This window comes from Shimia sp. R10_1 (assembly GCF_017744095.1).
Lineage (GTDB): Bacteria > Pseudomonadota > Alphaproteobacteria > Rhodobacterales > Rhodobacteraceae > Shimia.
Window position 1 is genome coordinate 1 of sequence record NZ_JAGHQX010000020.1, and the last position, 23247, is coordinate 23247.

General features: G+C 51.4%; 17 protein-coding genes and 1 tRNA gene. 3 read left to right on the forward strand and 15 right to left on the reverse strand.

What is annotated here, in order from left to right; translation table 11 throughout:
• Window positions 1–666: 666 nt before the first annotated feature.
• The 9 genes from J7413_RS19995 to J7413_RS20035 all read right to left on the reverse strand — a co-directional run bounded on the left by J7413_RS19995 (window position 667) and on the right by J7413_RS20035 (window position 11618).
• Window positions 667–743, reverse strand: a tRNA-Arg gene (locus J7413_RS19995).
• Between the two features lie 137 nt (window positions 744–880).
• Complete coding sequence (locus J7413_RS20000) at window positions 881–2311, reverse strand: sulfatase-like hydrolase/transferase (RefSeq protein WP_209101675.1); 1431 nt, start codon at window positions 2309–2311, stop codon at window positions 881–883.
• A gap of 4 nt (window positions 2312–2315) precedes the next feature.
• Window positions 2316–3098, reverse strand: a complete 783-nt coding sequence (gene phnX, locus J7413_RS20005; protein WP_209101678.1) for a phosphonoacetaldehyde hydrolase — start codon at window positions 3096–3098, stop codon at window positions 2316–2318.
• 20 nt (window positions 3099–3118) lie between these two features.
• The gene (locus J7413_RS20010) at window positions 3119–4294 is read right to left on the reverse strand and encodes a 2-aminoethylphosphonate--pyruvate transaminase (protein WP_209101680.1); all 1176 of its coding nucleotides are present in this window, start codon (window positions 4292–4294) and stop codon (window positions 3119–3121) included.
• Between the two features lie 94 nt (window positions 4295–4388).
• Window positions 4389–6332: an ABC transporter ATP-binding protein gene (locus J7413_RS20015; protein ID WP_209101683.1), complete on the reverse strand. Its 1944-nt coding sequence runs from the start codon at window positions 6330–6332 to the stop codon at window positions 4389–4391.
• Window positions 6332–7489, reverse strand: a complete 1158-nt coding sequence (locus J7413_RS20020) for an ABC transporter permease (RefSeq protein ID WP_209101686.1) — start codon at window positions 7487–7489, stop codon at window positions 6332–6334. The genes J7413_RS20015 and J7413_RS20020 overlap by 1 nt, the downstream gene beginning before the upstream one ends.
• Window position 7490: 1 nt before the next feature.
• Window positions 7491–8531, reverse strand: coding sequence for an ABC transporter permease (locus tag J7413_RS20025; RefSeq protein ID WP_348538787.1), 1041 nt, complete (start codon window positions 8529–8531; stop codon window positions 7491–7493).
• Between the two features lie 42 nt (window positions 8532–8573).
• On the reverse strand, window positions 8574–10625 hold the full coding sequence (locus J7413_RS20030; protein WP_209101687.1) for an ABC transporter substrate-binding protein: 2052 nt from the start codon (window positions 10623–10625) through the stop codon (window positions 8574–8576).
• A 102-nt stretch (window positions 10626–10727) separates the two neighbouring features.
• On the reverse strand, window positions 10728–11618 hold the full coding sequence (locus tag J7413_RS20035; RefSeq protein WP_209101689.1) for a LysR substrate-binding domain-containing protein: 891 nt from the start codon (window positions 11616–11618) through the stop codon (window positions 10728–10730).
• A gap of 416 nt (window positions 11619–12034) precedes the next feature.
• On the opposite strand from J7413_RS20035, the gene J7413_RS20040 reads away from it, so the two are divergent.
• The 3 genes from J7413_RS20040 to J7413_RS20050 are packed head-to-tail and all read left to right on the forward strand — an operon-like array spanning window position 12035 to window position 13818.
• Window positions 12035–12514 carry a YHS domain-containing (seleno)protein gene (locus J7413_RS20040; RefSeq protein WP_209101710.1) on the forward strand — a complete coding sequence of 160 codons (480 nt, stop codon included), beginning with the start codon at window positions 12035–12037 and terminating at the stop codon, window positions 12512–12514.
• 9 nt (window positions 12515–12523) lie between these two features.
• Window positions 12524–12973 carry a rhodanese-like domain-containing protein gene (locus J7413_RS20045; protein ID WP_209101691.1) on the forward strand — a complete coding sequence of 150 codons (450 nt, stop codon included), beginning with the start codon at window positions 12524–12526 and terminating at the stop codon, window positions 12971–12973.
• The gene (locus tag J7413_RS20050; RefSeq protein WP_209101692.1) at window positions 12973–13818 is read left to right on the forward strand and encodes a PHB depolymerase family esterase; all 846 of its coding nucleotides are present in this window, start codon (window positions 12973–12975) and stop codon (window positions 13816–13818) included. Before J7413_RS20045 ends, J7413_RS20050 begins: the two co-directional genes overlap by 1 nt.
• A gap of 184 nt (window positions 13819–14002) precedes the next feature.
• Here the strand turns inward: J7413_RS20050 and mdoH are convergent, their stop codons facing one another.
• From mdoH to J7413_RS20080, 6 genes are all read right to left on the reverse strand, one after another.
• Entirely contained in the window at window positions 14003–15898 is a 1896-nt protein-coding gene (gene mdoH / locus J7413_RS20055; protein ID WP_209101694.1) for a glucans biosynthesis glucosyltransferase MdoH, read from the reverse strand.
• Window positions 15886–17409 carry a glucan biosynthesis protein G gene (locus J7413_RS20060; protein WP_209101696.1) on the reverse strand — a complete coding sequence of 508 codons (1524 nt, stop codon included), beginning with the start codon at window positions 17407–17409 and terminating at the stop codon, window positions 15886–15888. The genes mdoH and J7413_RS20060 overlap by 13 nt, the downstream gene beginning before the upstream one ends.
• Complete coding sequence (locus J7413_RS20065; RefSeq protein WP_247743657.1) at window positions 17396–18610, reverse strand: OpgC domain-containing protein; 1215 nt, start codon at window positions 18608–18610, stop codon at window positions 17396–17398. The genes J7413_RS20060 and J7413_RS20065 overlap by 14 nt, the downstream gene beginning before the upstream one ends.
• A 20-nt stretch (window positions 18611–18630) precedes the next feature.
• A complete protein-coding gene (locus J7413_RS20070; RefSeq protein ID WP_209101698.1) occupies window positions 18631–19995 on the reverse strand; it encodes a tetratricopeptide repeat protein in 1365 nt (454 codons plus the stop codon).
• A gap of 110 nt (window positions 19996–20105) precedes the next feature.
• Window positions 20106–21326, reverse strand: coding sequence for a CoA transferase (locus J7413_RS20075; protein ID WP_209101701.1), 1221 nt, complete (start codon window positions 21324–21326; stop codon window positions 20106–20108).
• Window positions 21310–22908, reverse strand: a complete 1599-nt coding sequence (locus tag J7413_RS20080; RefSeq protein ID WP_209101704.1) for a thiamine pyrophosphate-binding protein — start codon at window positions 22906–22908, stop codon at window positions 21310–21312. Before J7413_RS20080 ends, J7413_RS20075 begins: the two co-directional genes overlap by 17 nt.
• Between the last annotated feature and the right edge of the window lie 339 nt (window positions 22909–23247).

Below are 23247 nucleotides of genomic sequence, written 5' to 3' on the forward strand. Positions count from 1 at the left end.
ATAGAATAGCGACGCCTGCGCTTCCTGCCTCGGTCCCAACATCGCTCTATCCTCCCACTCATTGGAAGAATTGAATCAGCAGTTCATGCACCGATCAAGGATGAGTTTTTCAACAAAATACGCCCTTCGGGACTGAGACGGCCGATTTTTTGGGCCTTTTGCAAATGCGGAGAATGATCGGAAAGTCCCGCCTCCCGTGACTTCAATCTCTAAAATCGAATGCCCACTATGGAGCCGGGGCTTATGGCCCCGCCGCTCTTGTTTGTTGGGCCAGCGGGATTTGGACGAGCCAAACGCCCCTGGCCGTCAGGGGGAAGACGCTGCCTTCCCCCTCGGGCAATCCAATTAGACAAAACCGTGTCCTCGCGCTCTGCGCTGCGGGCCGCACCACTTTTGTCGAATAGCATTGCCTCGCCCCCAACCGCGTTCGCCACGTGGCAGATCAGCAGGAGCAGGCGGCTTCGCCGACTGAACCTGTAAATCAGCCCTGATTTTCCGAAAAGGGAAGTCAGATCAATCGAAACAGCCTGCGGGAGCAAAATGGAGATGTTGCGTCAGATTATCACGCAAGGGTCAAAGTCGTGTGAGGTTCAACATCGAGCAATGAAAATGGAAAGGTTCTGTCGCAAATGGCAGAACTATGTGTCGTCTCACAAATAGAAAATGTGGCGCTCTGGGGAGGATTCGAACCCCCGACCCCTTGATTCGTAGTCAAGTACTCTATCCAGCTGAGCTACCAGAGCGCGGTGAAGGGGATTTAGGCGCTACAGCGCAGAAGCGCAAGCGCAAAATGACCAAAATACACCTGAGATTTTTTAGAAGAGAACATCTTGTAAGAACTCGAAGCCAAACTTCACTTAGAAACTGGCACGTTACATTTTCAGAATGCCTGGCGCATTCTGTAGGCCAGTGCTTCAGAAATCAAAGTGGTGGTCCTTTCGGTTTCATCCCTAGATATATCGACGGTACAGTATGGATCTGTCTCAACGTTGAAGAGCATAGGCGCAACGTCTGATGCAAAGAAGACAAGTCGGTAGCCGTCTTTCTCATATGCAAGCACACGGCATGGTGACTTCGAGCTGAAATCTGAGCGCTCCCTCTGTCCAAGCTGCTCAATCTCAAGCTCAACCATCGCTGGCAGATCGTGCCGCACCCCCTTGGCGAGGAGATCCTGCCCTGTCATTTGTCTTGGGACCTCTGCACCAACGGCGATGAGAACAGTCGGCGCGACATCGATAGACTGGCTCATGTGCGTAACATGTTGGCGTGAACAAGAGGGATGGCTGATCATCAAGGGAACATGAGACGCGGTGCGGAATGGGTTTTGTTTTCCCCACAGGCCGAGATCTCCCAGCATCTCTCCATGATCTGAAGTCAGCACAATCATTGTGTCATCTACTTGCCCCGTGGCACCCAACCAGTCGAAGATTCTACCGATGTGATGATCAACCTCAGCTGCCAACCCAAGATACGTGGCGCGGCACAGCGCGCGCTGTTCTGAGGTGATGCCGTCGTGATCTCCTTCATAGCCCCAAAACATCCCAGATCCACTGGGGCGCGCACGATAGGCATCATAAAAAGGGTGCTCAACCCCCGTTTCAGCCGGGGACGGCAGGCCGAGCGGATCGACCATATTGTGATAAGGCGCAGGCGCGACAAAAGGAGGGTGAGGCCGAATGTAGGTCACTAACGCCGACCATGGATTGGCCTTACGCACATCCAGGTGTTTCAGAACCTGATCTGTCAAATAGGCAGTATCGCTGTCTTTTGCATCATAGATCGCAGGTCCACCAAAAATCCCGCCCTGCGGCCGATATAGGCGATCAAAATCAGGGGCAGCGGCATCCGGCACATCGTAGCCCTTGCTGCGCAAATGCGCGAGCCATCCCCATGCCTCTTCCCGCATTTCCGTGACCTCAGTCACACCATGGATCGGGCCGGTGTAGGAAAGATGCGCTGGATCAGAGGGGTGCATTCCGCGCGGATCAGGTTGGGTATCAGTATATCCAAACAAGAGAAGTTCGCGCCCAATGGAGCGCAATGCGGTTGCCAGATTGGGCGTGTCAGCGGCGAAAGGTTTGCCGTTCTGGTTTGAGCCATGCCGCATAACATGTTGGCCAGTGAGTAGACTCGCCCTTGCAGGCCCACAAGGCACCGCAACTGTGTGATGGTTCTCGAACACTATCGAGCGGTTTGCAAGCGCTCGCAAATTTGGCAGGGCCACATGGTTCCCCAGTAGCCCTGACACGAGATCCGCGCGGAACTGGTCGATTACGATTAGCAGTAAGTTGCGCGGAGCCCCGTTTGACATTTGCTTATCCTTTGCTCAGTTCACGCACGAGATCAGGGAGATCGGCGACAGAATCAATCACATGGTCTGCGCCTGCGTCTTTCAGGATTTTGGTGGCATTCGCTCGCAATGCTGCAATTTCTTCTTCTGAAAGCGCTGCGAGCTCCTCTGGTGTTTTGCCCACTGCGTTGCCAGACATTGCAACTCCTACGGTCACGCATCCAGCGGCGACACCTTCCTTAATACCGGGTTCAGTGTCATCAACCTTGATGATGGCTGCCGGAGGGTATGCAACCAGATCGACCATGCATTTATACATACCAAGTGGACCCGGGCGCCCCTCAGGTAGGTCGTCAGAACACACCAAGTTATCAGGCTCATATCCTTGTGCGGCAGCAACAGGCAGAACATTTTCCATAATGGAACGCGTATAGCCTGTGGTTGAACCAATCTTGAGCCCCATGGCGCGCAACTCATCAATTGCAGCCTTGCCGCCTGGAACCAGATCGGCATAGTCCGCCGCGACTTTTTCGTTCATCGGAACAAAAATTTCGTAGACTTTGTCCACATCTGCATCAGAGGGCGCGTTGCCGTATTTAGCTTCCCACTGAGAAGCGATTTCAGGCATGTCCATCATGGTGCGAATGTGGTCCCATTTCGGGGCGCCCATTGGACCACGTGCATGTTCGATCGTTGCTGTGATACCGAACTGCTCGAAAGCTTTCACAAAAACGCCCATAGGGGCGAATGATCCAAAATCAACCATTGTGCCAGCCCAATCGAACACGGCGGCTTTGAAATGTGTCATGTTAGATTTCCTTCTGTGTCTCAGGCAGGTTCAGCCTGTTTTTGTTCAAGTGTTTGTGCGGAAGGTGCAGCGCTATCAACGCCCATTTCTGCCAGCACCTCGGCAACGTTGCGGACGACGCTGTGCATCACAGCCCTGTCGACTTGGCCAATGTGACCCACGCGAAAACTCTCCGCTGCGGTGAGCTTACCGGGATAAAGGATGAAGCCGCGCGCCTTCATGCGGTCATAGAACAACGCAAAATCAAATTTGCTATGCGCAGGACAGAAGAATGTGGTGATGATTGGTGACAGCCAAGCATCGTCCAGCAATGTCACAAAGCCAAGTTTCCGCATGCCCTCGACCAATACCTTGCGGTTTTCGAGGTAGCGCGCGCCGCGTGCAGCGACGCCTCCTTCATCTTCATGCGCTTTGAGTGCCTCTATAAAGGCTGCGACAACATGGGTTGGAGGCGTAAAGCGCCATTGACCCGTTTGTTCCATCGCGGCCCATTGTGCATGCACATCAAGGCTCAGCGAATGGCTGTTACCTTTAGAAGCCTTTAGGGCCTCAGTTTGTGCAATGACAAAACCAAAGCCAGGAACGCCTTCGATACACTTGTTTGCCGAGCTCACCATCGCTTGAAATGGTGTTTTGTGGGGTTCCAATGGAACTGCACCAAACGCAGACATGCTATCCACAAGCAGATTGCGCCCAGCCGTGGCCGTTGCTTCTGCAATTTCTTGTAATGGGTTCAGAATGCCAGAGCTGGTTTCACAATGCACCGCCAAAACGTGGGTGATCGTGCTGTCTGCGGCGAGTGCTTCCGCAACTTGGGATCCGCGGGGCGGAAGGTAGTCTCCCATATCAATGATGGCGCAATCGCGGCCTAAATAGCGGAGTGTTTCTACAGCTCGCTTTCCATAGGCTCCATTGCACAGAACCAGCACTTTTCCATCCTTAGGCACGAAACTGCCCAGCATGGCTTCCACAACATATGAGCCGCTGCCCTGCATTGGAACACAGTCAAAACGACTTTTGTCTGGCCCCAACAAGTCCAACAAACGCCTGCGTAGCTCAGCCGTCATAGCGCGGAAATCACCATCCCAACTGCCCCAATCGCGCAGCATCGCCTCTTTCACCGGGAAAGATGTGGTTAGAGGGCCAGGGGTCAATAGATATGGTTCGCCAAAATGAGGAGCGGGGAGCGAGGTCATAATATAGCCTTTGCTTATCTTTATAGCCGTCAATTAGGTTAAAGCTATGACTCACTTAAAGCAGTATCGAACGCTAGGCAAGTGAGCCATAGTTTCACACCAGTTCTGGCACCTTGGGTTGAGAGTGGGATGATGCGCCATCGATATGGCAAGCGACAAAATGACCGGGAGATACTTCCACCAGATCAATAGGTAAACCTGACAAGCACTCCTGAGGGCTGGGAGTGCGTAGCTGAATGCCGTCTGCACCGAAAGCCGCTACGGGATAAGTCATGTCTCCGTCGATGCGGATAGGAGTGAACACAGCATCGGGGTCTGGATGAGGCACTGCTGAAAGCAACGCTTTGGTATATGGGTGTTGAGGGTTGAAAAAGATGTTTTCAGTCGGGCCATATTCCACAAAACGACCATGATACATCACGGCGACCCGATGTGAGATCTGTGCCACAACAGCGAGATCATGCGCGATGAACAGAAAACTCACGCCCAATTCCGCCTGAATATCTCGAAGCAGATCGACAATTTCAGCTTGAATAGAGACATCAAGCGCCGAAACACACTCATCGCAAACCACAAATTTCGGCTTGGACACCAATGCGCGAGCAATACATATTCGCTGTCGTTGCCCCCCCGAAAATGCATGAGGGAAGCGACGAAGGTGTTCGAGATCAATTTTACAACGAGCCGCAATTTCTCGAACACGCTCATCAATAGCATCTCGATCTTTCATAAGCCCGGACGCAACAAGTGGCTCAGCGATGATATCGCGTACGGTCATACGTGGGTTCAAAGACGAATACGGATCTTGAAACACGAGGCTCATTTCAGGGCGAAAGTTTCGCAGCATATCGCCTGCCAAGGTTTGCAAAGAAACAGGGCCTTCCGGAAATGCCATGTTGAACTTGGCCCTCACGTTGCGAAGCTCCGCTTCGCTGGCATGGGCTAGGTCGATGTCACCCTTTTTCTTGCGATGAAAGATCACTTCGCCTTCGCTCGGATCAATCGCGCGCAGCATTGCACGTCCTACAGTGGTTTTGCCGGACCCCGATTCACCGACCAGACCCACTGTCTCCCCCTTCAGAATATCGAATGTCACATCGCTAACGGCGCGTACTTTTTCAATCTCTGTGCGAAACATTTTTTTCTTTCGCACCTCAAACTCCACCCCAAGATTTTTTACATCAATCAAGCGGCGGGCACCTTTTAAGGGTTTGGGAGGTGTCACGTTATCAAGTCTCGGAACCGCATCCAAAAGCCGCTGTGTGTAGGGCTTCTGAGGTGACTTGATCACGTCACGCGCAGTGCCGTATTCGACTATTTCTCCTTGATACATGACGGCAACATCATCAGCGACCTGCGCTACGACGCCTAAGTCATGAGTGATAAATATCATGCTCATTCCGAGCTCAGCCTGTAGATCTCGCATCAAATTCAAGACTTGCGCCTGGATCGTTACGTCTAAGGCCGTTGTAGGCTCGTCTGCGATAAGTAGTTGTGGTCCGGATGACAAAGCGAGTGCGATCATGGCTCTCTGACGCATGCCACCTGACATTTCGTGTGGAAATTGGTCGACCCGAACCTGTGGGTTGGTGATTCCTACTTTGTCGAGCATCTCAATGGCAATCTCTCGCGCTTGTCGCTTGCTAACTTGCCTGTGCAGCAAGATTGCCTCCATGATCTGATTGCCGATTGAATAAATCGGCGAGAAACTTGCCATGGGTTCCTGGAAAATCATGCCAATTTCGCCCCCGCGGATCTTGCGCATTTGCGGATCTGCTGGGCTGATCTTTGAAAGATCTAAGACCTCACCGGACTTGGTTGTGTAGTTGATCTGCGCATCCTGATCCACCGATGCAATACTGGGCAGAAGTTGCATAACTGCCTTGGTAGAAACAGACTTGCCGGACCCACTCTCACCAACAATCCCTAAAGTTTTCCCTTTTTCCAGTGAAAAAGAAACGTTGCGGACAGGCTGAACAATGCCTTCGTCAGTGCGAAAGGACAGAGACAGATTTTTGACGTCGAGAATAGTGCTCATCATTTTGCCTCCGCATAAGGATCCGCAGCATCACGCAAGCCATCGCCAATAACGGTGAAGGCAAGCACAGCGGTAACAACAAAGATAGCTGGGATGAAAAGCCAGGGAGTTTGTTCAATCGCACGAACGGATTGTGCTTGCTGCAAGAGCACGCCCCAAGAAACAGATGGCGGACGCAGACCAAGTCCAACGAAAGACAACGCCGTCTCAGACAAGATCATGTAGGGAAAGGAAATCACCAAATCGACGATGATAAAACTGGTGAAGCTTGGCAACATGTGTTGACTGATGATCCGGCCCGCCTTTGCGCCAGAAAGCCGTGCTGCGACCACATAATCCTCATAGCGGATCGACAAAAGTTGCGAGCGGATACGGCGCGCCAGGGTTGGCCAACCGAAAAGCCCCAAAATCAATGTCATGGCAAAATACACTTGCGTGGTAGACCACTCCTTCGGCATCGCGGCAGCCAAGCCCATATACAATGGAATAATCGGAACAACCCGGATCACTTCGGTCACGCGCTGTACCACACTATCTACAAGCCCGCTGAAGTAGCCAGCAACACCACCGATGATCAACGCCAATACAAACGAAATCAAAACCCCGATGACACCAATGGAGAGCGACGTACGTGTCGCATAAACCGTGCGAGAGAAAACATCGCGCCCCAGATCATCGGTCCCCCAGAAGTGAATTTTCTGCTCTGTGTCTTGGAGACCGATCAAATGCCGCTCGGTTGGAATAAAGCCCAGGACTTTGACCGCATCTCCTTTGACAAAGAAGCCGATGTAATGACGCACTTCAGGATCGGGTACAGAAATTGCTCTTAGCGTTACAGGGTCTCGCTCTGTCTTGCTGCCATTTATGAAAGGACGCAATGAGCACCCATTTTGATCACAAAAGCGCGGCAGCTGCGGAGGGCCTTCAATGTAAGACGTGTCGCGTGCCACTGGTCCATAAGGCGCTACAAATTCAGCGAAGACGCCCGCAAGTGCCATCAGCCCGAGCACCAACGACGCCAGCATTGCCGCCCGATGCCGTTTGAAGCGCCACCAAATCAGCGTCCATTGAGAAGCGGAGTAATACTTCAACATCCGCTGACGCTCCTGCTCAACGGAGGTAGGGCTCGCAGGTGCAAAGAAGGGAAGCTTTCTCATATCACGTGGTCCCAAGTTTGATACGCGGATCCAGCCACGCAAGCAGCAAATCCGACAGGAAGTTCATGAAAACAATTGCGAAAGTCAGCATAAGAAGGATCGCACCGGCCACATTCATATCGAGGTCTAGATATGCCTTCAGCAACAGCTCGCCCAATTCGGTAAGTCCAAGAACAACTGCTACGATTGGCAATTCTGAGAAGATGCGATTCACATCGAAGCCTATCGTGGAAACGACGGGATTGATGGCAAGCCGCGCTGGATACTTAAGGAGAAGCTTCTTTTCAGGTACGCCGCGCGCACGCGCTGCTGTCACTGACAACTTGTTCAGTTCGTCTGACATTGTCGCCCGAACCGTTTGGATTTGATAAGCCACCGCCGACCATGCCAGCACAACAGCAGGCAACCATAGGTGTTTGAGCATGTCCCAAACCCGCGCCAAGCTCCAAGGTGCGTTCTGATATTCCTTGGAGAAGAGCCCACCAATATCGGCGCCGAACCAAAGATTGGCAAAATACATCATGACGAGAGCGAGCAAGAAATTGGGGAGTGCAAGGCCCATGTAAGAAAAAGCCGTCAGCCCATAATCTACGGCTGAACCCCGGCGCACAGCTGCATAGATGCCGATTGGAATTGAGATAAGGTAGGTTAGAATGAGTGTTGCGAACAGAATGCCTGTGGTCAACCAAACCTTGTCTCCAATCACTTTGGTGACAGAGGTTTCAAATGCAAAGGCTTGCCCAAAGTCGCCGCGCAGCACAATTCCGGAAATCCAATCAAAATACCGGACAAGCATCGGGCGATCGAGTCCAAGTTCTACACGGATGGCTTCCACATCTGCGGCGGTCACATTGACACCGGTCCCAGAATATTTGCGAAAGGCATATCGATCAGCGTAGTCGCCTGGGGGGATCTCCATGATCGCAAAGACCATGATCGAGACCAAAAGCATTGTGATCATCATGCCTATCAGGCGTTCTGCTGTAAATCTTAGCACGGTGTCTTCCTCAATCGCAGCGCACAGCTGCGGTTTTCGGGGCACGTCTTTCGCGCGCCCCGAAGGTTTTCATCATCTTTGGAAAAGTTACTGATCTAACCACCACTGAGATGGGCGGTACGGGTAGGTCCAATAAAAGTCGTAGGTCTTAGACTTGATTGGCTGAACATTCTGCAGGTCGTTGCGCCAAAGGAAAGGTGCAACGATATCCCCTACCGTGCCAATTTTCAGCATGTTGTCGGTATGGATTTTAACGATCTCTGCGCCGATCTCATTGCTTTCAGCAGAACCAAACTCCACTTGGATAAATTGCTCAGAAAGGTCCCACAGCTTCTTAATATCGGCAGGCGGCTCAATTCCTTCAGCACCATCTGTTGTTTTCCAAGTCGCCCATTTCGCACCAGTGCCTGGATTGAAGAAGTCACCGAATGGTGGCACAAAAACAGTGGTATCCTGAGAAATTGTTGGGCCAGCATTGCCGTCATATTTCCAAGTTGTCAGATCCAAGTCGTTGTTGTTTCCGGAGGCGCGGTACTCGTCAGATGTCACCTCTTTCAGGTCAACGCGAACGCCCGCATCCGTCCAATAATCCCGAACCAGCTCCATCATTTTCACTGGGACGCCTTGTGACGAATAGACCAGGCGAACCACCAGCGGTTTCCCGTCAGGACGTTCGACAATGCCATCACCATCCGCATCCTCGAGCCCCATTTCAGAGAGAAGAGCTTTTGCAGCATTCAGATCGTATTCAATATCCTTGTTTAGGACTTCGTCAGAAATAAACGACACGGTTTTGGGTTCTGCTGGCACGCCCTGCATTGGAGTGCCTTGGCCAAGATACACAATCTCATTGATTTCAACGCGGTTCATTGCCAACGACATTGCACGATTGAAGCGCACGTCGTTGAAGATCTCGCGCAGAACTTCATCGTCATGAGTACGATTGAATGAGAAGAAAATATTCTCGCCTAGAGTTGGCGCAAACTGAATCGTGTAGTTACCCTTTGCTTCATTCTCTTTCAGCAGAGGGAAATCTTCCAAGAAAATGGCTTGCTGCTTCCAAACGACCTCGCCGTTCATAACTTTCAGGTTTTGAACTTCTTTGTCTGCAACGTAGCTCTCTACTATTTCGTTGATGTAGGGCAGCTGATTGCCTGCTGTGTCAACCTGATGGAAGTACGGGTTCGCAACAAGGCGGCGGCCCTCTGCAGTTTCTTCAACCACAATGTGGCTTTCCAAAGTTGGCAGAACAGCGCGGCCAACTTGCATCGCCTTTTCCGCATCTTTCAGCAATGGCGTCGGAACGTCTTTCCAATCAGAGCCACCATAATAGAAATCTACTGCTTCGGCGCCGTTTGCAAAGCCATGCTGTTGAGCCAGCTTATCGGCATCAGGATTGTACTTCGGCATAAACTGACCGAGGAAATGCTTCGGCTGGAAAGGTTGCCCGTAGTCTACCGCAAATCGGTTCAGGATGCCTGGAGTGGGCACAGGGAACGTCATACGAACAGTAACCGCATCCACAGCCTCAACATTGATCGGCTCACCTGCAAAGAGCCAGCGGTCTGGCGTTTTCTCCAGAATGTCACGATTCAGCAAAAGATCGTTGTACCAAAATGCCACATCTTCTGCTGTAAACGGCGCACCATCTGACCACTTATGACCCTCTCGCAAGGTGATGGTGAGAACAGTTTTGTCTTCGTTCCAGCCCCATGCCTTGGCGATGTTTGGCACAACCGTTTGCAGGTCATCGGAATACCGAACAAAGTTCACGTGACGAACCGAAAGTAGATCAGATGTCCCAGACTCTGTTGCCTTCGAAATGCCCGTGATGGCGCCGCCGTATTGGCCAATCGTGTCGTATGGCATCACAATCAGAGGCTCATTTGGCAGGCGCTCTGCAACAGATGGTAAATCTGCGTTACCAAAAATTTTTGCGTTCAGCTCTTCAATCGATGGGTTTTGAGCAAAAGACAAAGTGCACGATGCGGCAGCCTGGAGCTCTGCCAGCTCCATCTGCTGGGGGTAAGCAGACTCCAGCCCTTTGGGGTCAGAAACAGTGGCAACGGGGCATTCTGCAATTGCAGGAGCAGCGATTAAAGTCGCAACGGTTGACATCAGAAAGTGGCGGAATTTCATAAGTGCCTCCAGGTTGATTTGAAGACAGCGTTAAGCCCGCTTTGTTACACTTTAATAACAAGTTATCAAATATAGCCTTAAGCTATGAGTTATTTTAATTGCCTAGGTACCGTAAATTTCTGCTGAAATTTCAAACATTTCTCGAACACAAACTGCGTCCACCATCGGAGGCATTGCGATCAAACACTGATGCGCTTTAAGGTTTTCATCAGAAATTGGTATAAACTTTAGATCTTGATCAGTTGCCATAAGCTCTGATTCCAAACCGATTCCTTCGCCAATCCCAGATCGGATCAACGAGGTTATTGACCCCCATGACCCCAAGCCCAAAATGGTATTTGGCTGGGCACAGGATTGCTGCGCAGCTGCTTCGAAAATACGACGCGTGCCAGCGTTTGGTTCTCGCTGAATTAGACGAAGCTTTTCAACTTCAGACCACGTCAATTGATCGACCTCACTCAAAGGGCCAGTCCGATTTGCAACGACTCCGACACGTACGGAATTTAAAGTCTGACACACAAAGTCCTCGACCGGCTTTTCAACTGTCACGAACGCAACATCAAGCTCCCCAACTTTCAGCAACTCGGTTAGATCCAAACTCGCCATAGCACGTGCGTTGACAGTGATATCCGGATAGGCATGGATAAAGCGTGCAATCGGGAGCATTGCAACTTGATACGTTGAATAGCCCACCCAAAAAGAACCGGCGCGAAGTGATTTACGATCTTCAATCACCAAATCAACTTCAGATTTAAGGGCAAGTATGGCTTTGATCTGAGGACGCAGCTTTTCAAAGAGCTCTGTAGTTTCTATCCGACCACCAATCCGATTCAGGAAACGACAACCTGTTTGCTTTTCGAGCGCGACAATTAGATTGGAAACGGTGGGTTGAGAGACCTCCAACTCTTGCGCAGCAGCCGTAAAGCTTTGTGTTCTCGCAACCGCCTCAAGGGCACGAAGCTGTCGAATGCTTGGTTCAAAACTACTTGGCATGGTTACGGCCTCAATCCGTCAGTATAGTACCGAAACTCGCCTGCTGGATCGGCTCCATGCATCGGTCTCGAATGACATCAGTGGGCTTATACAAGCGTGCTTTAAATCGGGGAAGCTTTTGAAAGCGTGTAAAGCAATGTGGTTGCTAAGGTGTGTGGCACAAATGCTTGCAATTAGGAACTCGCCCTGTAACGCCATGACACCGCGCAGCTTTGTTACAAGAAACACTTTGAAAAAAGCCAGTTCAACTTGAGCCAAAGCTAATTTTCTTAGCTATTTCAATGAATGCATACACAGTACTTCACACCCACGCGAGGCATGCTACGCGGGCTGCAAACACTATGATAGCGTCCACACACACCGAACCAAAAAGGAGAGTTTTCGTGAAGTGGCTATTTGCACCAGCCTTCGTGGCAATGACTTCCACCATGGCCTTCGCAGGCGATCAATATGTAGATGAAACTGGCTTTGCTGTTTCTGGCTACGATGTTGTGGCCTACTTTGGGCTAGACCAAGCAGCAGTAGGTTCCTCACAGCCAAAAGCTGTACCGGGACAAAAGAACATCACAGCTGAATACAATGGCGCAAAATTCGCGTTCTCGAGCGAAGCCAATAAAAAAACTTTCCTGAAAAACCCCGAAAAGTATGCACCAAAATATGACGGTCACTGCGCCTATGGTGTTTCCAAAGGCGGCAAAGTCCCAGGAAACCCACATCTTTGGCGCATTGTCGACGGTGAACTATATCTGAACATCACCAAAAACGTTGTGGGCTTCTGGGAAGAAGACATTCCAGGCAACATCACATTGGCAGAGGGTAACTGGACTGGCATTGAATCAAAGGCTGCCTCAACGAGCACTATTCCAAACTTCTCTTCTCCTGCACCAAGCAACTAAGAAGTATCCATGGAACTCTCACGCCGTTTCTTCCTTGCCTGCGCAGGTACAGCGACAATCGGCGTGGGAACACTTATCGTTTCGCAATCCTTTACGAGCGCAAGCGCTTCGGCGGAAACCATGACGCCAGTTCAAGCCTACACGGCGGCTAAACTGGGCGAAATATTGTTGGTCGACATTCGTCGACCAGATGAATGGCGCCAAACTGGCGTACCAGAAAATGCTGTACCTATTGATATGCGTAGAGGCGACTTTGTCGCACAGGTAATTGCCGCCCGTACTTCCAGTACGCAGCAAATCGCCCTTATTTGCGCGCGCGGCGTACGCTCCGCCCGTGTCACTCATTGGCTTGAAGATGCTGGATTAACGCGAATTGTGGATATTCCGGAGGGAATGCTGGGTTCAAGAGCTGGCCCAGGATGGCTTGAAAGAGGATTGCCTGTGAGAGAGGTGAAGTGATGCGCCAGATGCTCGCCTGCGCCGCGATTTTGTTCATGGCGTCATCGCTTGAGGGGCACGCATGTTCAATCACCACACCTTGTATAGTCGATGAACGCAACTACTATGTTGCTCTGCCGAAACCCGCAAATCTGCCCGCTCCCGCAGTTGTCTACATTCATGGATGGGGCGGAAACGGTCAGGCTGCTCTACGCAACAAAGATCTGATTACTGTGTTCTTGGAGCGCGGTTTCGCCGTGATTGCACCAGATGGTGTGCCACGCGAAGGTCGTAGTGGTCGCAGCTGGGGGTTTCATCCGCAATCGGGGCGTCAACTCGATGAAATCGATTTTTTGAGATCGGTTAAGGAGGATGCAATTGCGCGGTTCAACCTAGACTCAACGCGAATGATTCTTGCCGGGTTTTCAATTGGCGGATCCATGACCGCCTACACAGCGTGCTTGGCGCCAAAGGCGTTTGCGGGCTATGCTCCGCTGGGCGGAAATTTCTGGCGACCACACCCCACTCAGTGCGAAGGCCCAGTGCACATGTTGCATACACACGGCTGGAGCGATGGGACTGTTCCATTGGAGGGACGTGTGGTGAATGGCGTTCCCATGGACGATCCATCGGCCTTCGCGCAGGGTGATATTTTCCACACTATGTCGATTTGGCGTGCAACAAATAACTGCACACAAATGAAAGCAGATAAATTCTCTATGAACGGGCCGTTTTGGCGCCGATCATGGAATCATTGTGATACGGGATCATCCTTGGAACTCGCAATCTACCCAGGGGGGCATAGCATTCCAAAAACATGGCCGTCTTTGGTCGTTGATTGGTTTGAAGCTCTACATTCTGATTAAAAATCTCATGCAAGACATGTAGTGATAAACTAAGTTCGCTTACTTGCGCAGTGAGAGTCAAAAATTTGACCCGATATTGCCTATCGAGGGAACCTTATGCCTCGCGACGAGAACAAAACACCCTTCGTTGGGATGAACCAGAAAGTTCAATAGATCTGAAAAACTTTTCTGGCTGCCAATCCTGTCATTCGGCCGCAATTGACTGACTGCTACTATTTTTGGTTAGTATCGTTTTCATCCACACACGTTCACTACGGGCGAGAGACACAATCTTTGGCTCAATCAGTGTATGAGGTGTATCTAGGCGAAACACACGTGTCGGCGCGCGAGCGACAGGAATCGAACTCAATTTAGACAACGGCACTGCCATAGCTAAACTAAAAGCGATCGGCAAAATAAGGAGCGAAATGCCCGCGAAGAAAATGCCCGCAAACAACGCTATCCCGAAAACCGTCTCTATCCAGTGAAATCGAAATGTCTGCAGCCATGTATATCCTGCCCCGGTGCGATTTTGCGGCGTCCAGTTGTTTCCGCGCCCAAACAAAGAAGCTAGCGTAGCCATCGTGTGATGTACCATCATTATCGGCGCATAAACCACAGACAGAACCAACTCGATCAGCATCGAACCCAAAAAGATCGCCCCTGATCCATAGGCCTTTCGATTTCGTGCATTTAGCCCAAAAAGCACGGCGCCAGAGATCTTGGGAAACAACAGCATTCCATAGATGAAAAACAAATAGAACCAGGCCATATTCATTGGCGCTTCAGGCCAAATTGGCATGAAAGGATTGGTCGGAGAAAAGTAGCTTTCTGGCGTGTCTTGGCCAACACTAACAAATGCCCAAAGCGTGATCACGGCAAGCCAGGCCGGCGACATCAAAAACGCCAGAGCTCCGAGCAGAAGGTGGAAACGAGAGATCACATGGAAGCCTCTTGCGGCAAGAATACGCAAATGTTGCATATTGCCCTGACACCAACGGCGGTCCCTCACTACGTAGTCAATAAGTGTCTGAGGTGTCTCTTCAAAACTGCCAGTCATCCGCGGCAGCAAGCGGACCGCCCAACCAGCACGGCGCAGCATGCCAGCCTCGACGAAGTCGTGACTGAGCAACAAGCGTTTTGCCCCGCCCCAGCCGCGCAAGTGCGGGAGGCGAGCGCTTTCTGCGAACGCACGTGTGCGGATGATCGCATTGTGCCCCCAGTAGTTCCCCTCATGCTGAGACCACCGAGCAAGGCCTTCCGCAATCAGCCAGCCATAAACGGAGTTGGAAAACTGTTGTACACGACCGAACAGAGTCTCCGCACCAATTAACATTGGGCGACTTTGAATCAGACCGGCATCTGGATCGGCAGCCAATGCGCGCGCCAGTTGCCTGATCGCCTTTCCGCTCATGAGGCTGTCTGCATCCAAAATCACCATGGCATCATGAGAAGCACCCCAATTTTCGATCCAGTCTGCGATATTGCCGACCTTCTTGTCTGTGTTCTCCCTCCGACGGCGATAGTAGATCTCAATTTTCGCATATGACACTCCTCTTAGAGCAAGAAAAGCTTGCTCCTCGAGGTCCGCAATCTGAGGATCACGCGTGTCGCTCAAAAAAAAGAGTGTATACCGCTCCGCGCCCGGTCCTTCTGCCAGTTCTCGCATCATTGCTGAGGCGTTGCCAAAAACATCCCAAGGACTTTCATTGTAAATTGGCATCAACAAAGCGATGTTTGACGGAGAGCTCACCACCCCTTCCCGCCTGATCTTTCCAGAACCCATCGCGACGCTGACCAATCCGAGGCATGCGTTTGTCACTGAAAACACCAGCCAGACGGTGGACAAAGCAATCAAAGCTAGTACGGCCGCATCAATTGCAGAGACACCGCCCTGACTTAGATAGCGAACAAAAACCAAACACACCAAAATAGTGATCGCGAGTGTGGGTACGAATGCTGCAATGCGCCAAAAGCTACTGCTCGCGCGCGCTGCAGTTTCCATTTGGCGACACGTTTCAACCTTATTAAAGGTTTGCGACGGCATAGCGAGCGGCGCTCGCTCTGGCATATAAATATGGTCCTGCACTAAGCGGTCCATCTGTAAAGCCACACTTCGCTGAGCGGATCCCCGGCCAACCGCAATTGGGCACGAAACTCGATCAACTGCGCATCGCCTGGAAAAAACTTAAATGCCAAGCGAGGGCCATCAGTTTCTGGATTACGCTGAAGCACTCCACCAGAGACTTCACCTGCACTTGCACCAATATTTATATCGATGTCAGAAAGCTCTTTTGGGACAGTTCTGCCGTTTTCGAAGTCGATCACCACGATAATACCATCATTGTCAAACGCCGAGCCGATCATCGTGTTCAGAACAGTTAAACCTTCGCCATATTTGATCTCCGCCCCCCAAGTTAGACGATATGACAGTTGGGTCTCTGTACCCTTAGCCAGTCCCCCTGAAGGGCGCCAATAACAAACGATATTGTCGTAAATTTCCGACTGGGTGGGAATCTCAACCAAAGTGACTGAACCCTGCCCCCAATCTTCATTTGGTTCGATCCAAACCCCTGGACGCTCATGATAATGTGCCTGAAGATCCGCAAAGTCACTGTAGTTGCGCGCACGTTGCATGAGCCCAAACCCCTGCGGGTTTTCATCCTGAAATGCGCTTATCTGGAGATTGGTCGGATTTGCAAGCGGGCGCCATATCGTCTCTCCTGCTCCATTAACCATCAGCAACCCGTCGGTGTCGTGCACAGCAGGCCGAAAATCGGAAAACTTGTGCCTGTTGGTTTGATCGTACTGAAACATCGACGTCAAAGGTGCAATGCCTACGTTGTCCAAGTCTTCACGCGGGAAAAGATGTACCGTCACATCCATGGTCAAGGACAAGCCTGGCGTTATCTCAAACCGGTATGCTCCCGTACAGCTTGGACTGTCGAGCAAAGCATGCACGACAAAAGTTGGGTCTCCGGGGCTGGGTTTTTCCAACCAAAAAGAGCGAAAATCCGGAAATTCTTCACCTTCTGGATCCGCAGTGTTGATCGCCAGCCCACGTGCTGATTGACCGTAGATATTCCCTGTTCCGATCGCACGGAAGTAGCTCGCCCCTTGGAACACAGCGAACTCTTGATAAATGCTCGGGGTTTCAAGCTCGGCGCGAAGACGTAACCCAGAGTATCCTAAAGTCTCATCATTTGGCAGTGACGGAAATTTGTCAGTCTTGTCGAAGACACCGAAATCAAACTTCAATGGTTGCGCCATCCCTTTTTCGACGACAGCGATATCGATGGGATGGGGAAAATACAAACCTGGAGAAAAAACATCCAATTGCAACGGTGTTTCTGGTTCGTTGCGCCAAAGCGCATTGCGCACGTCAAACCAAATGGAAACATAGTCTTCGTAACTTATGTTGGTCCATGCATCGGGAACTCGTCGCGGCGCCTTATAGGTGGTTTGGCTCAGTTCCCGTGCGCGGTTAATCACGTCATCAGGATGAAACGCCTCAGGCGCAGCAAGCTGAAGGCCTGGCTCAGCGCTGTCATCCGACAAAGCAGGTGTCGCGGCCAATGCCGCAAAGCTGGCTAGAAATTCACGTCTTAGCATGTGTTTTGTTCCGCGATTTCCAGGGTTGAGATTTGTACCAAGACGCTGTGTAGGCGACACAAATAATGAGCAACCCGCCCAATAAGTTGACCCAAAGCATCGAAAAATGCGTGCGCCCAACCTGATCGAGCAGTGCCCCCATCAAACGGGCCAAGAACATTGAGGCAATAAAAACCGCCAAAGATTGTTGTCCGACTTTCAAAATCAATGTCAGCGCTTTTTGCCAAACGGAGCCAAAAATAGAATTTGGATTCTGCGCCTGAAGCCGTGCACCTCGATGGCCAGCCAAAACCCAAGCAACATAAGCAACAGACAGGAAGTGCACATATCGCAAAATACCAAAGTCAGTTTTGTTTATGAGAAAACTCCATTCTTTGCGCCATTCCAAGAACCACGTAAATTCGTTAAAAACACGGAAGTAGGCGAAAGGGACGGTCGCCAAAACGACCAAGATAGCAGCGGCGAATAGTCGAGGATCGACGCGAGGTGGAGAGATCCAACCCGCGCTCAATGCAAACCCGGTGAAAAAGATCAGCTGCCATCCAAGTGGATTGAAAAACCACTGTCGTTCCGACCAAGGCTCTGCTGGAAAATTGAAGTCTAAAACAGACGCAGAGAGCCAGACAGCGATAACAGCACCTGCAGCTAGCCAACGGTTTATGCCAGCGAGCAATACAACGAACGGCAGCATGATCAGAATAACCATGTACATCGGCAAGATGTCGAAATAGTTCGGCACGTAAGTGAGTGTCAGAAGACCCAATAGGTTATTTTGTGGGTCTTTGAAGAACGGATATAGATTCAGCTGTCCTACATAATCTCGACCGTCTGGGAACAGCATGTTCAGAGTGACCATGGCCGTTGCGATCGCAAAAAATAGACAAATATGGGCCCAGTAAATTTGCCATACGCGGTAGCTGATGCGCACAGCGCCCATGAGATTGCCTTGCTCCCGAAAGACCCTACCAAACGCCAAAGCGCTTGCCATGCCTGAGCAAAATACAAAAATCTCTGTAGCGTCCGAAAAACCGAAACGCGCAGGTATCCAAAGGGTCAGCCAGTTACCTGGCACATGGGCAATCAGGATGATGAACATCGCGACGCCCCTGAAGAAATCCAGACGTACATCACGCGTTTTCGTCAAAACCGTTGGAGCAGTCTCATTCACCGTCTGAGCCATTGCAAAAGTGGTCGTTGCCAAAGCCGTCTTCCTCGATCAACCTAGTTCGCCGCAGTCGATGGAGCAGTCATTGCGCGCAAATTGGAAATTTGAGCCATACGAGAAGCAGCAAATGCATCCTCATGCCCAGCACGCATCGCGGTCCGCCCCCGCAGCAAGAGTTCTGTTTCAGCAAGACGCCCGGCGCGCAAGCCCGCTTCTATTGTCAAACGCTCAAACACATCTCTCTGCGCATGGCTGCCGCCCATGTCCTGAAAGTTCGAGTGGGCCGTGCGAAGGTACGAGAAAGCTGTCTCAAAATTGCCTTCACCAAACGCGGCCAATCCTTGCGCGGTGGACACACCTGGGGCCCTCATCACTCCGGCCATTTCATCTGCTTTGGTCGCATTTTGGGCGACTTGGGCGCTCAGTCTGATTACTGCGTCAGGCCGTGTCTCCCCAACTAACGCCAACATGTAATGCAAATCTGCGAAGGTAAGGCAGCCGTCATCGCTTCTCTTTTCAGCTAAGTCTGCGAGTTCTGTCCAACGATCTCCAACATCAACGCCTTCAAGCTCGAGCCGCATCAATAGAGAGCTCGCATTGGCAAAGTCGCGGTAGTCATCCGTTTTTTCGTCACGCACCTTTGTGTCATACAACCGAAGAACTGTGCCGATCTCGCCTTCGTCCAAATGCATCAGTGCTTTGTGCCACCAGACGTGAAAACGGAAATTGTTACAGTGGTCCCAGGCAGAGTGATTTTCGTCAATCAAACTAATTCCACGCTGCGTTTGATGGGTCATTTCATATACATGGGCAACTGCATGCAACCCCCACGCATCGTCTTTCGCGAAATCCAATCCACGCAGACCAACGCTTTCAGCCTTCGCGTAGCGGCCATTTTCTTCCAGCGCAAACGCATGGCAGCCCAACGCATAGCCATACAAAGGGTGCGCGACGCCATGCGCACTGATCACGCGCTCTACGGACCGCAACATTCCTTGGTGATCACCGAGCATGAAGCGAATTCCATGAGACAATTTCATACTGATGGTATCTGCGGGGTTCAGCTTTAGCGCAGCTTCCATGCGGACGATGGATTGAGACGGGCGGCCAGCCAACCAGTCCGTCAGTGCCTCACACCACAAACGCTCGCGTGCTGTTGCACCACCCAAAGTCAGCGCTTGCTTGGCATCATTGCTCGCCGCCTGCGCAGCAGCCACCAGCTCTCGGCGGCCCAACATCAAACAGCTCAGGCCTTTAAGGGCATGACCCATTGCGAAATTGGGTTCCAGCCTCAACAGAGTTGTGAGATGATCACCTGTAGATTGTCCGTGCGATAGCACTCCCAAAATTACGTTATTCCACGCGCTCAAGGAGTCTTGTTGTGTCAGACTTACTTCGCAAGCACTGATATCGGTCAGCATAGTGGAACCTTTCAAACGCATTTTGACTGTTATCTAAAGTTATAAATTGACCACCCGTGGCTGACACATCACCAAAACGTTATGCCTCAAAAAGGTGATCGGTTCTCAACCTATTGTGACTTGGACTGGCTCGGATATTGCGACAGCAGCTCAAATATGTCTGCAGTGTCTTCCCCAAACCTTGGCGGGGCCTTTGCATATTGAACAGGCGTTTTTGAGAATTTCAGCGGGTTGCCCAGCAATTCTACATCTCCGGTATCCGCAGAAGCACACCCAAGCTTGACAACGGTCGCGCGCTCTTTCGCCTGTTCAGACGTTAGAGCCTGCTCAACCGAGTGTATCGGGCCGCATGGAACACCATTCGTTTGTAATATTTCGATCACTGCTTCCGAGGTTTTTGTTTGAAATATTTCAGAAATATGTGCTTCCAGTGGCCCGCGATTTTCCAATCGCAATGGGTTTGTTGCAAATCTTGCGTCTTCCGCCAAATCACTACGACCAAACGCTCGACAAAATGCTTGGAACTGAGAGTCATTGCCAACGGCAAGGATGACGTGCCCATCGTTCGTTTCAAAAACGTTGTAGGGCGCGATGTTTGGGTGGCCGTTTCCACGTCGCTTTGGGTTCTCTTTCGAGACAAGATAGTTGGTACCTTCGTTGACAAGCCATGCCATTTGAGAGTCCACCAAAGACAAGTCAATCTGCTGCCCTTCGCCCGTCGCCTCGGCATGTCGCAGTGCCGCCAACATACCAACGGTTGCATACATCCCACACATAACATCAGCGATACCAACACCAACCTTTGTTGGCACACCGTCTGGTTCTCCCGTAAGCGACATGATCCCACCATACCCCTGCGCCATCAGGTCATAACCGGGATGTGCACGGTTTGGACCGGTCTGGCCGAAACCTGAAATAGAGCAATAAACGACCGCTGGATTGATCTTACTCAATGAAGCATAATCAAGCCCATATTTCTGAAGCCCTCCCGGCTTATAGTTTTCGATGACGATATGCGCCCGTGCAGCGATTTCCTTAACGAGACCCTGGCCATCCTCAGTCGACAGATCTGCGGCAACAGAGAACTTGTTACGGTTTGCCGCAAGAAAATAAGCACTTAAGTCGCTTTCGCCATCCCTTGTTTCAACGTAGGGCGGGCCCCACTTCCGTGTGTCGTCGCCACCTGTCTTGGGATTTTCAATCTTTATTACGGTAGCGCCGAGATCCCCGAGCAGCTGTGTCGCTGTAGGGCCAGCGAGGATACGGCTCAGGTCTAGGACCAAAACACCACCAAGTGCGCCAGGAGACACGATATCAGAACGCATTGTCATATGCCTTTCGATCGATTTGAACCGCGATCACGGTGAAAGTATCCGCTGCCAACGCTGACTGGAGTGCCGCCCTTAAGCCATCTGCGTCCGAGACACTCACACCTTCACCGCCAAACGAGCGACCGACTGCAGCCAGATCTGTCCCTTTGAAATCAACACCCACGTTTTTCATATCTCGGGCGCGTTGTTTCAACTCAATCAAAGCCAACGACGCATCGTCAAAGACAACAAAAATGGTCTTCAGCCCTTGCTCTGCCGCCGTTGCCAACTCACCGACAACCATCAGGAAGCCAGCGTCGCCACTAAACGAAACAACGGTACGATCTCGCTCCACGAGCTGCGTTCCAATCGCAAGCGGCACAGCACACCCCATTGTACAAAACCCAGAAGATTGCGTCAGCGCTCTTGGCGATCGACATGTCCACATTTGGCTCAATAGAATTCGGTGCGCGCCACTGTCTGCGGTCGCCAACGTATCAACTGGCAAGACCTCTTGACAGATTTCAATCGCCTGAGCCGGCCCCCACTCTTCCCCAGCACTGAAAAGCGTTTTTAAAGCCGCTTTGGCTTCACCGAATTCCGCTCCCTCCCAACCTGAAAGCGGCGTTTCAGGCAAGATCGCCAGAACTGAATGCGCACAATCTCCGATAAAGCTGTAGGTAGATTGATGCATGTAGTGATGGTTCGGCTCTGCAGTCAAATCAATCACAGTCTGGACTTCGGGATCCCACGGTCTTTGCCAACCAATCCGCATCTCAATTGGGTCATATCCAATGGCCAAAATCACATCTGCCTTTTCTACCAACGGAAGCAGAATTTTGTCTGCCATCGGGGAAAGACCCGCCCCGCCAAGCGCCAAAGGATGATCTTCCGGAAGTAGGCCCTTGGCCTTGTAAGTTGTGATCACCGGCGCGCCCAATCGCTCGGCAGCGGATTGAACGGCCGCGGCTCCTGCCTCAGACAACGCATCGACACCCGCGAGAATGAGAGGCCGCCGGGCATGCTTTAGTAGCCCCCTGACGACATCCAGATCCGCACCAGCAGGCACCATTGGCCCGACCGGGCAACGCAACACACCTTCTCCTGATGCCGGTGCATCTGCTACAGAAATCGGTACATCGATATGAACCGGTCCGGGTCGTCCCTCAGTCGCGATTCCAATGGCTTTGTCTATGGTCACATGCGCTGCCCCGGCACTAAGCGTATAGCTGGCCTTTGTGACGGGTTGAAACACTTGTCTTTGATCGAGCACTTGGTGTGTGTAAACTTGTGCGGTTTCAGGGTCCACACAGCCCGTGAGAACGATCATGGGGACGCGGTCCTGACGGGCATTTTCTACCACATTCACGCAATTCAATGCTCCCGGGCCAACAGTGGTTAGCAAAATACCCGGTGCTCCGGTGCGGTGATAAGTCGCCTCCGCCATAAAACCTGCAGCATTTTCATGTCGGCATAACACAAACTCAATGCCAGCCTTATCAAGCGCATCAAGAAGGGTCAGAACCTCGCCGCCAGGCATACCAAATGCCCATCTGCAGCCCTGTTCATAGAGTCGTTTTGCAATAACGTCCGCTGCTCTCATCACATCCCCGCCAATCTGTTCTTAGCGAGGATATCCAACACGCTACACAAACAAGTCAACGCACTGGGCAAAAAGGCACGCGAAAGTCATTGGATGTAACAAAGCTTTGGAAATGAAGAAACGGTCAAGCTGTCAGAGAGCTTTGCTGTTTTCTTTGCACCGCCTGAAAGTGTTCAGCTCCGAGCCGCAGAGACAACTCACATGTTGTTCCTATCTCTGAACTGGTGAGGCCCGCCAGATTGGCGGGCCTTGTTTTTTTAGTCGTAGAGGACGGCCTGGATTTTTGGGTCGTCGATGTTTGAGGCGTCATAGTAGTAGAAGCCTGTGTCGATGAGGTCT

Bases quoted from the DNA above. Each gene is read 5' to 3' on its own strand.
- J7413_RS20000 (WP_209101675.1), bottom strand. From the start codon at position 2,311: ATGTCAAACGGGGCTCCGCGCAACTTACTGCTAATCGTAATCGACCAG.
- phnX (WP_209101678.1), bottom strand. From the start codon at position 3,098: ATGACACATTTCAAAGCCGCCGTGTTCGATTGGGCTGGCACAATGGTT.
- J7413_RS20010 (WP_209101680.1), bottom strand. From the start codon at position 4,294: ATGACCTCGCTCCCCGCTCCTCATTTTGGCGAACCATATCTATTGACC.
- J7413_RS20015 (WP_209101683.1), bottom strand. From the start codon at position 6,332: ATGAGCACTATTCTCGACGTCAAAAATCTGTCTCTGTCCTTTCGCACT.
- J7413_RS20020 (WP_209101686.1), bottom strand. From the start codon at position 7,489: ATGAGAAAGCTTCCCTTCTTTGCACCTGCGAGCCCTACCTCCGTTGAG.
- J7413_RS20030 (WP_209101687.1), bottom strand. From the start codon at position 10,625: ATGAAATTCCGCCACTTTCTGATGTCAACCGTTGCGACTTTAATCGCT.
- J7413_RS20035 (WP_209101689.1), bottom strand. From the start codon at position 11,618: ATGCCAAGTAGTTTTGAACCAAGCATTCGACAGCTTCGTGCCCTTGAG.
- J7413_RS20040 (WP_209101710.1), top strand. From the start codon at position 12,035: ATGACTTCCACCATGGCCTTCGCAGGCGATCAATATGTAGATGAAACT.
- J7413_RS20045 (WP_209101691.1), top strand. From the start codon at position 12,524: ATGGAACTCTCACGCCGTTTCTTCCTTGCCTGCGCAGGTACAGCGACA.
- J7413_RS20050 (WP_209101692.1), top strand. From the start codon at position 12,973: ATGCGCCAGATGCTCGCCTGCGCCGCGATTTTGTTCATGGCGTCATCG.
- mdoH (WP_209101694.1), bottom strand. From the start codon at position 15,898: ATGGACCGCTTAGTGCAGGACCATATTTATATGCCAGAGCGAGCGCCG.
- J7413_RS20060 (WP_209101696.1), bottom strand. From the start codon at position 17,409: ATGCTAAGACGTGAATTTCTAGCCAGCTTTGCGGCATTGGCCGCGACA.
- J7413_RS20070 (WP_209101698.1), bottom strand. From the start codon at position 19,995: ATGCTGACCGATATCAGTGCTTGCGAAGTAAGTCTGACACAACAAGAC.
- J7413_RS20075 (WP_209101701.1), bottom strand. From the start codon at position 21,326: ATGACAATGCGTTCTGATATCGTGTCTCCTGGCGCACTTGGTGGTGTT.
- J7413_RS20080 (WP_209101704.1), bottom strand. From the start codon at position 22,908: ATGAGAGCAGCGGACGTTATTGCAAAACGACTCTATGAACAGGGCTGC.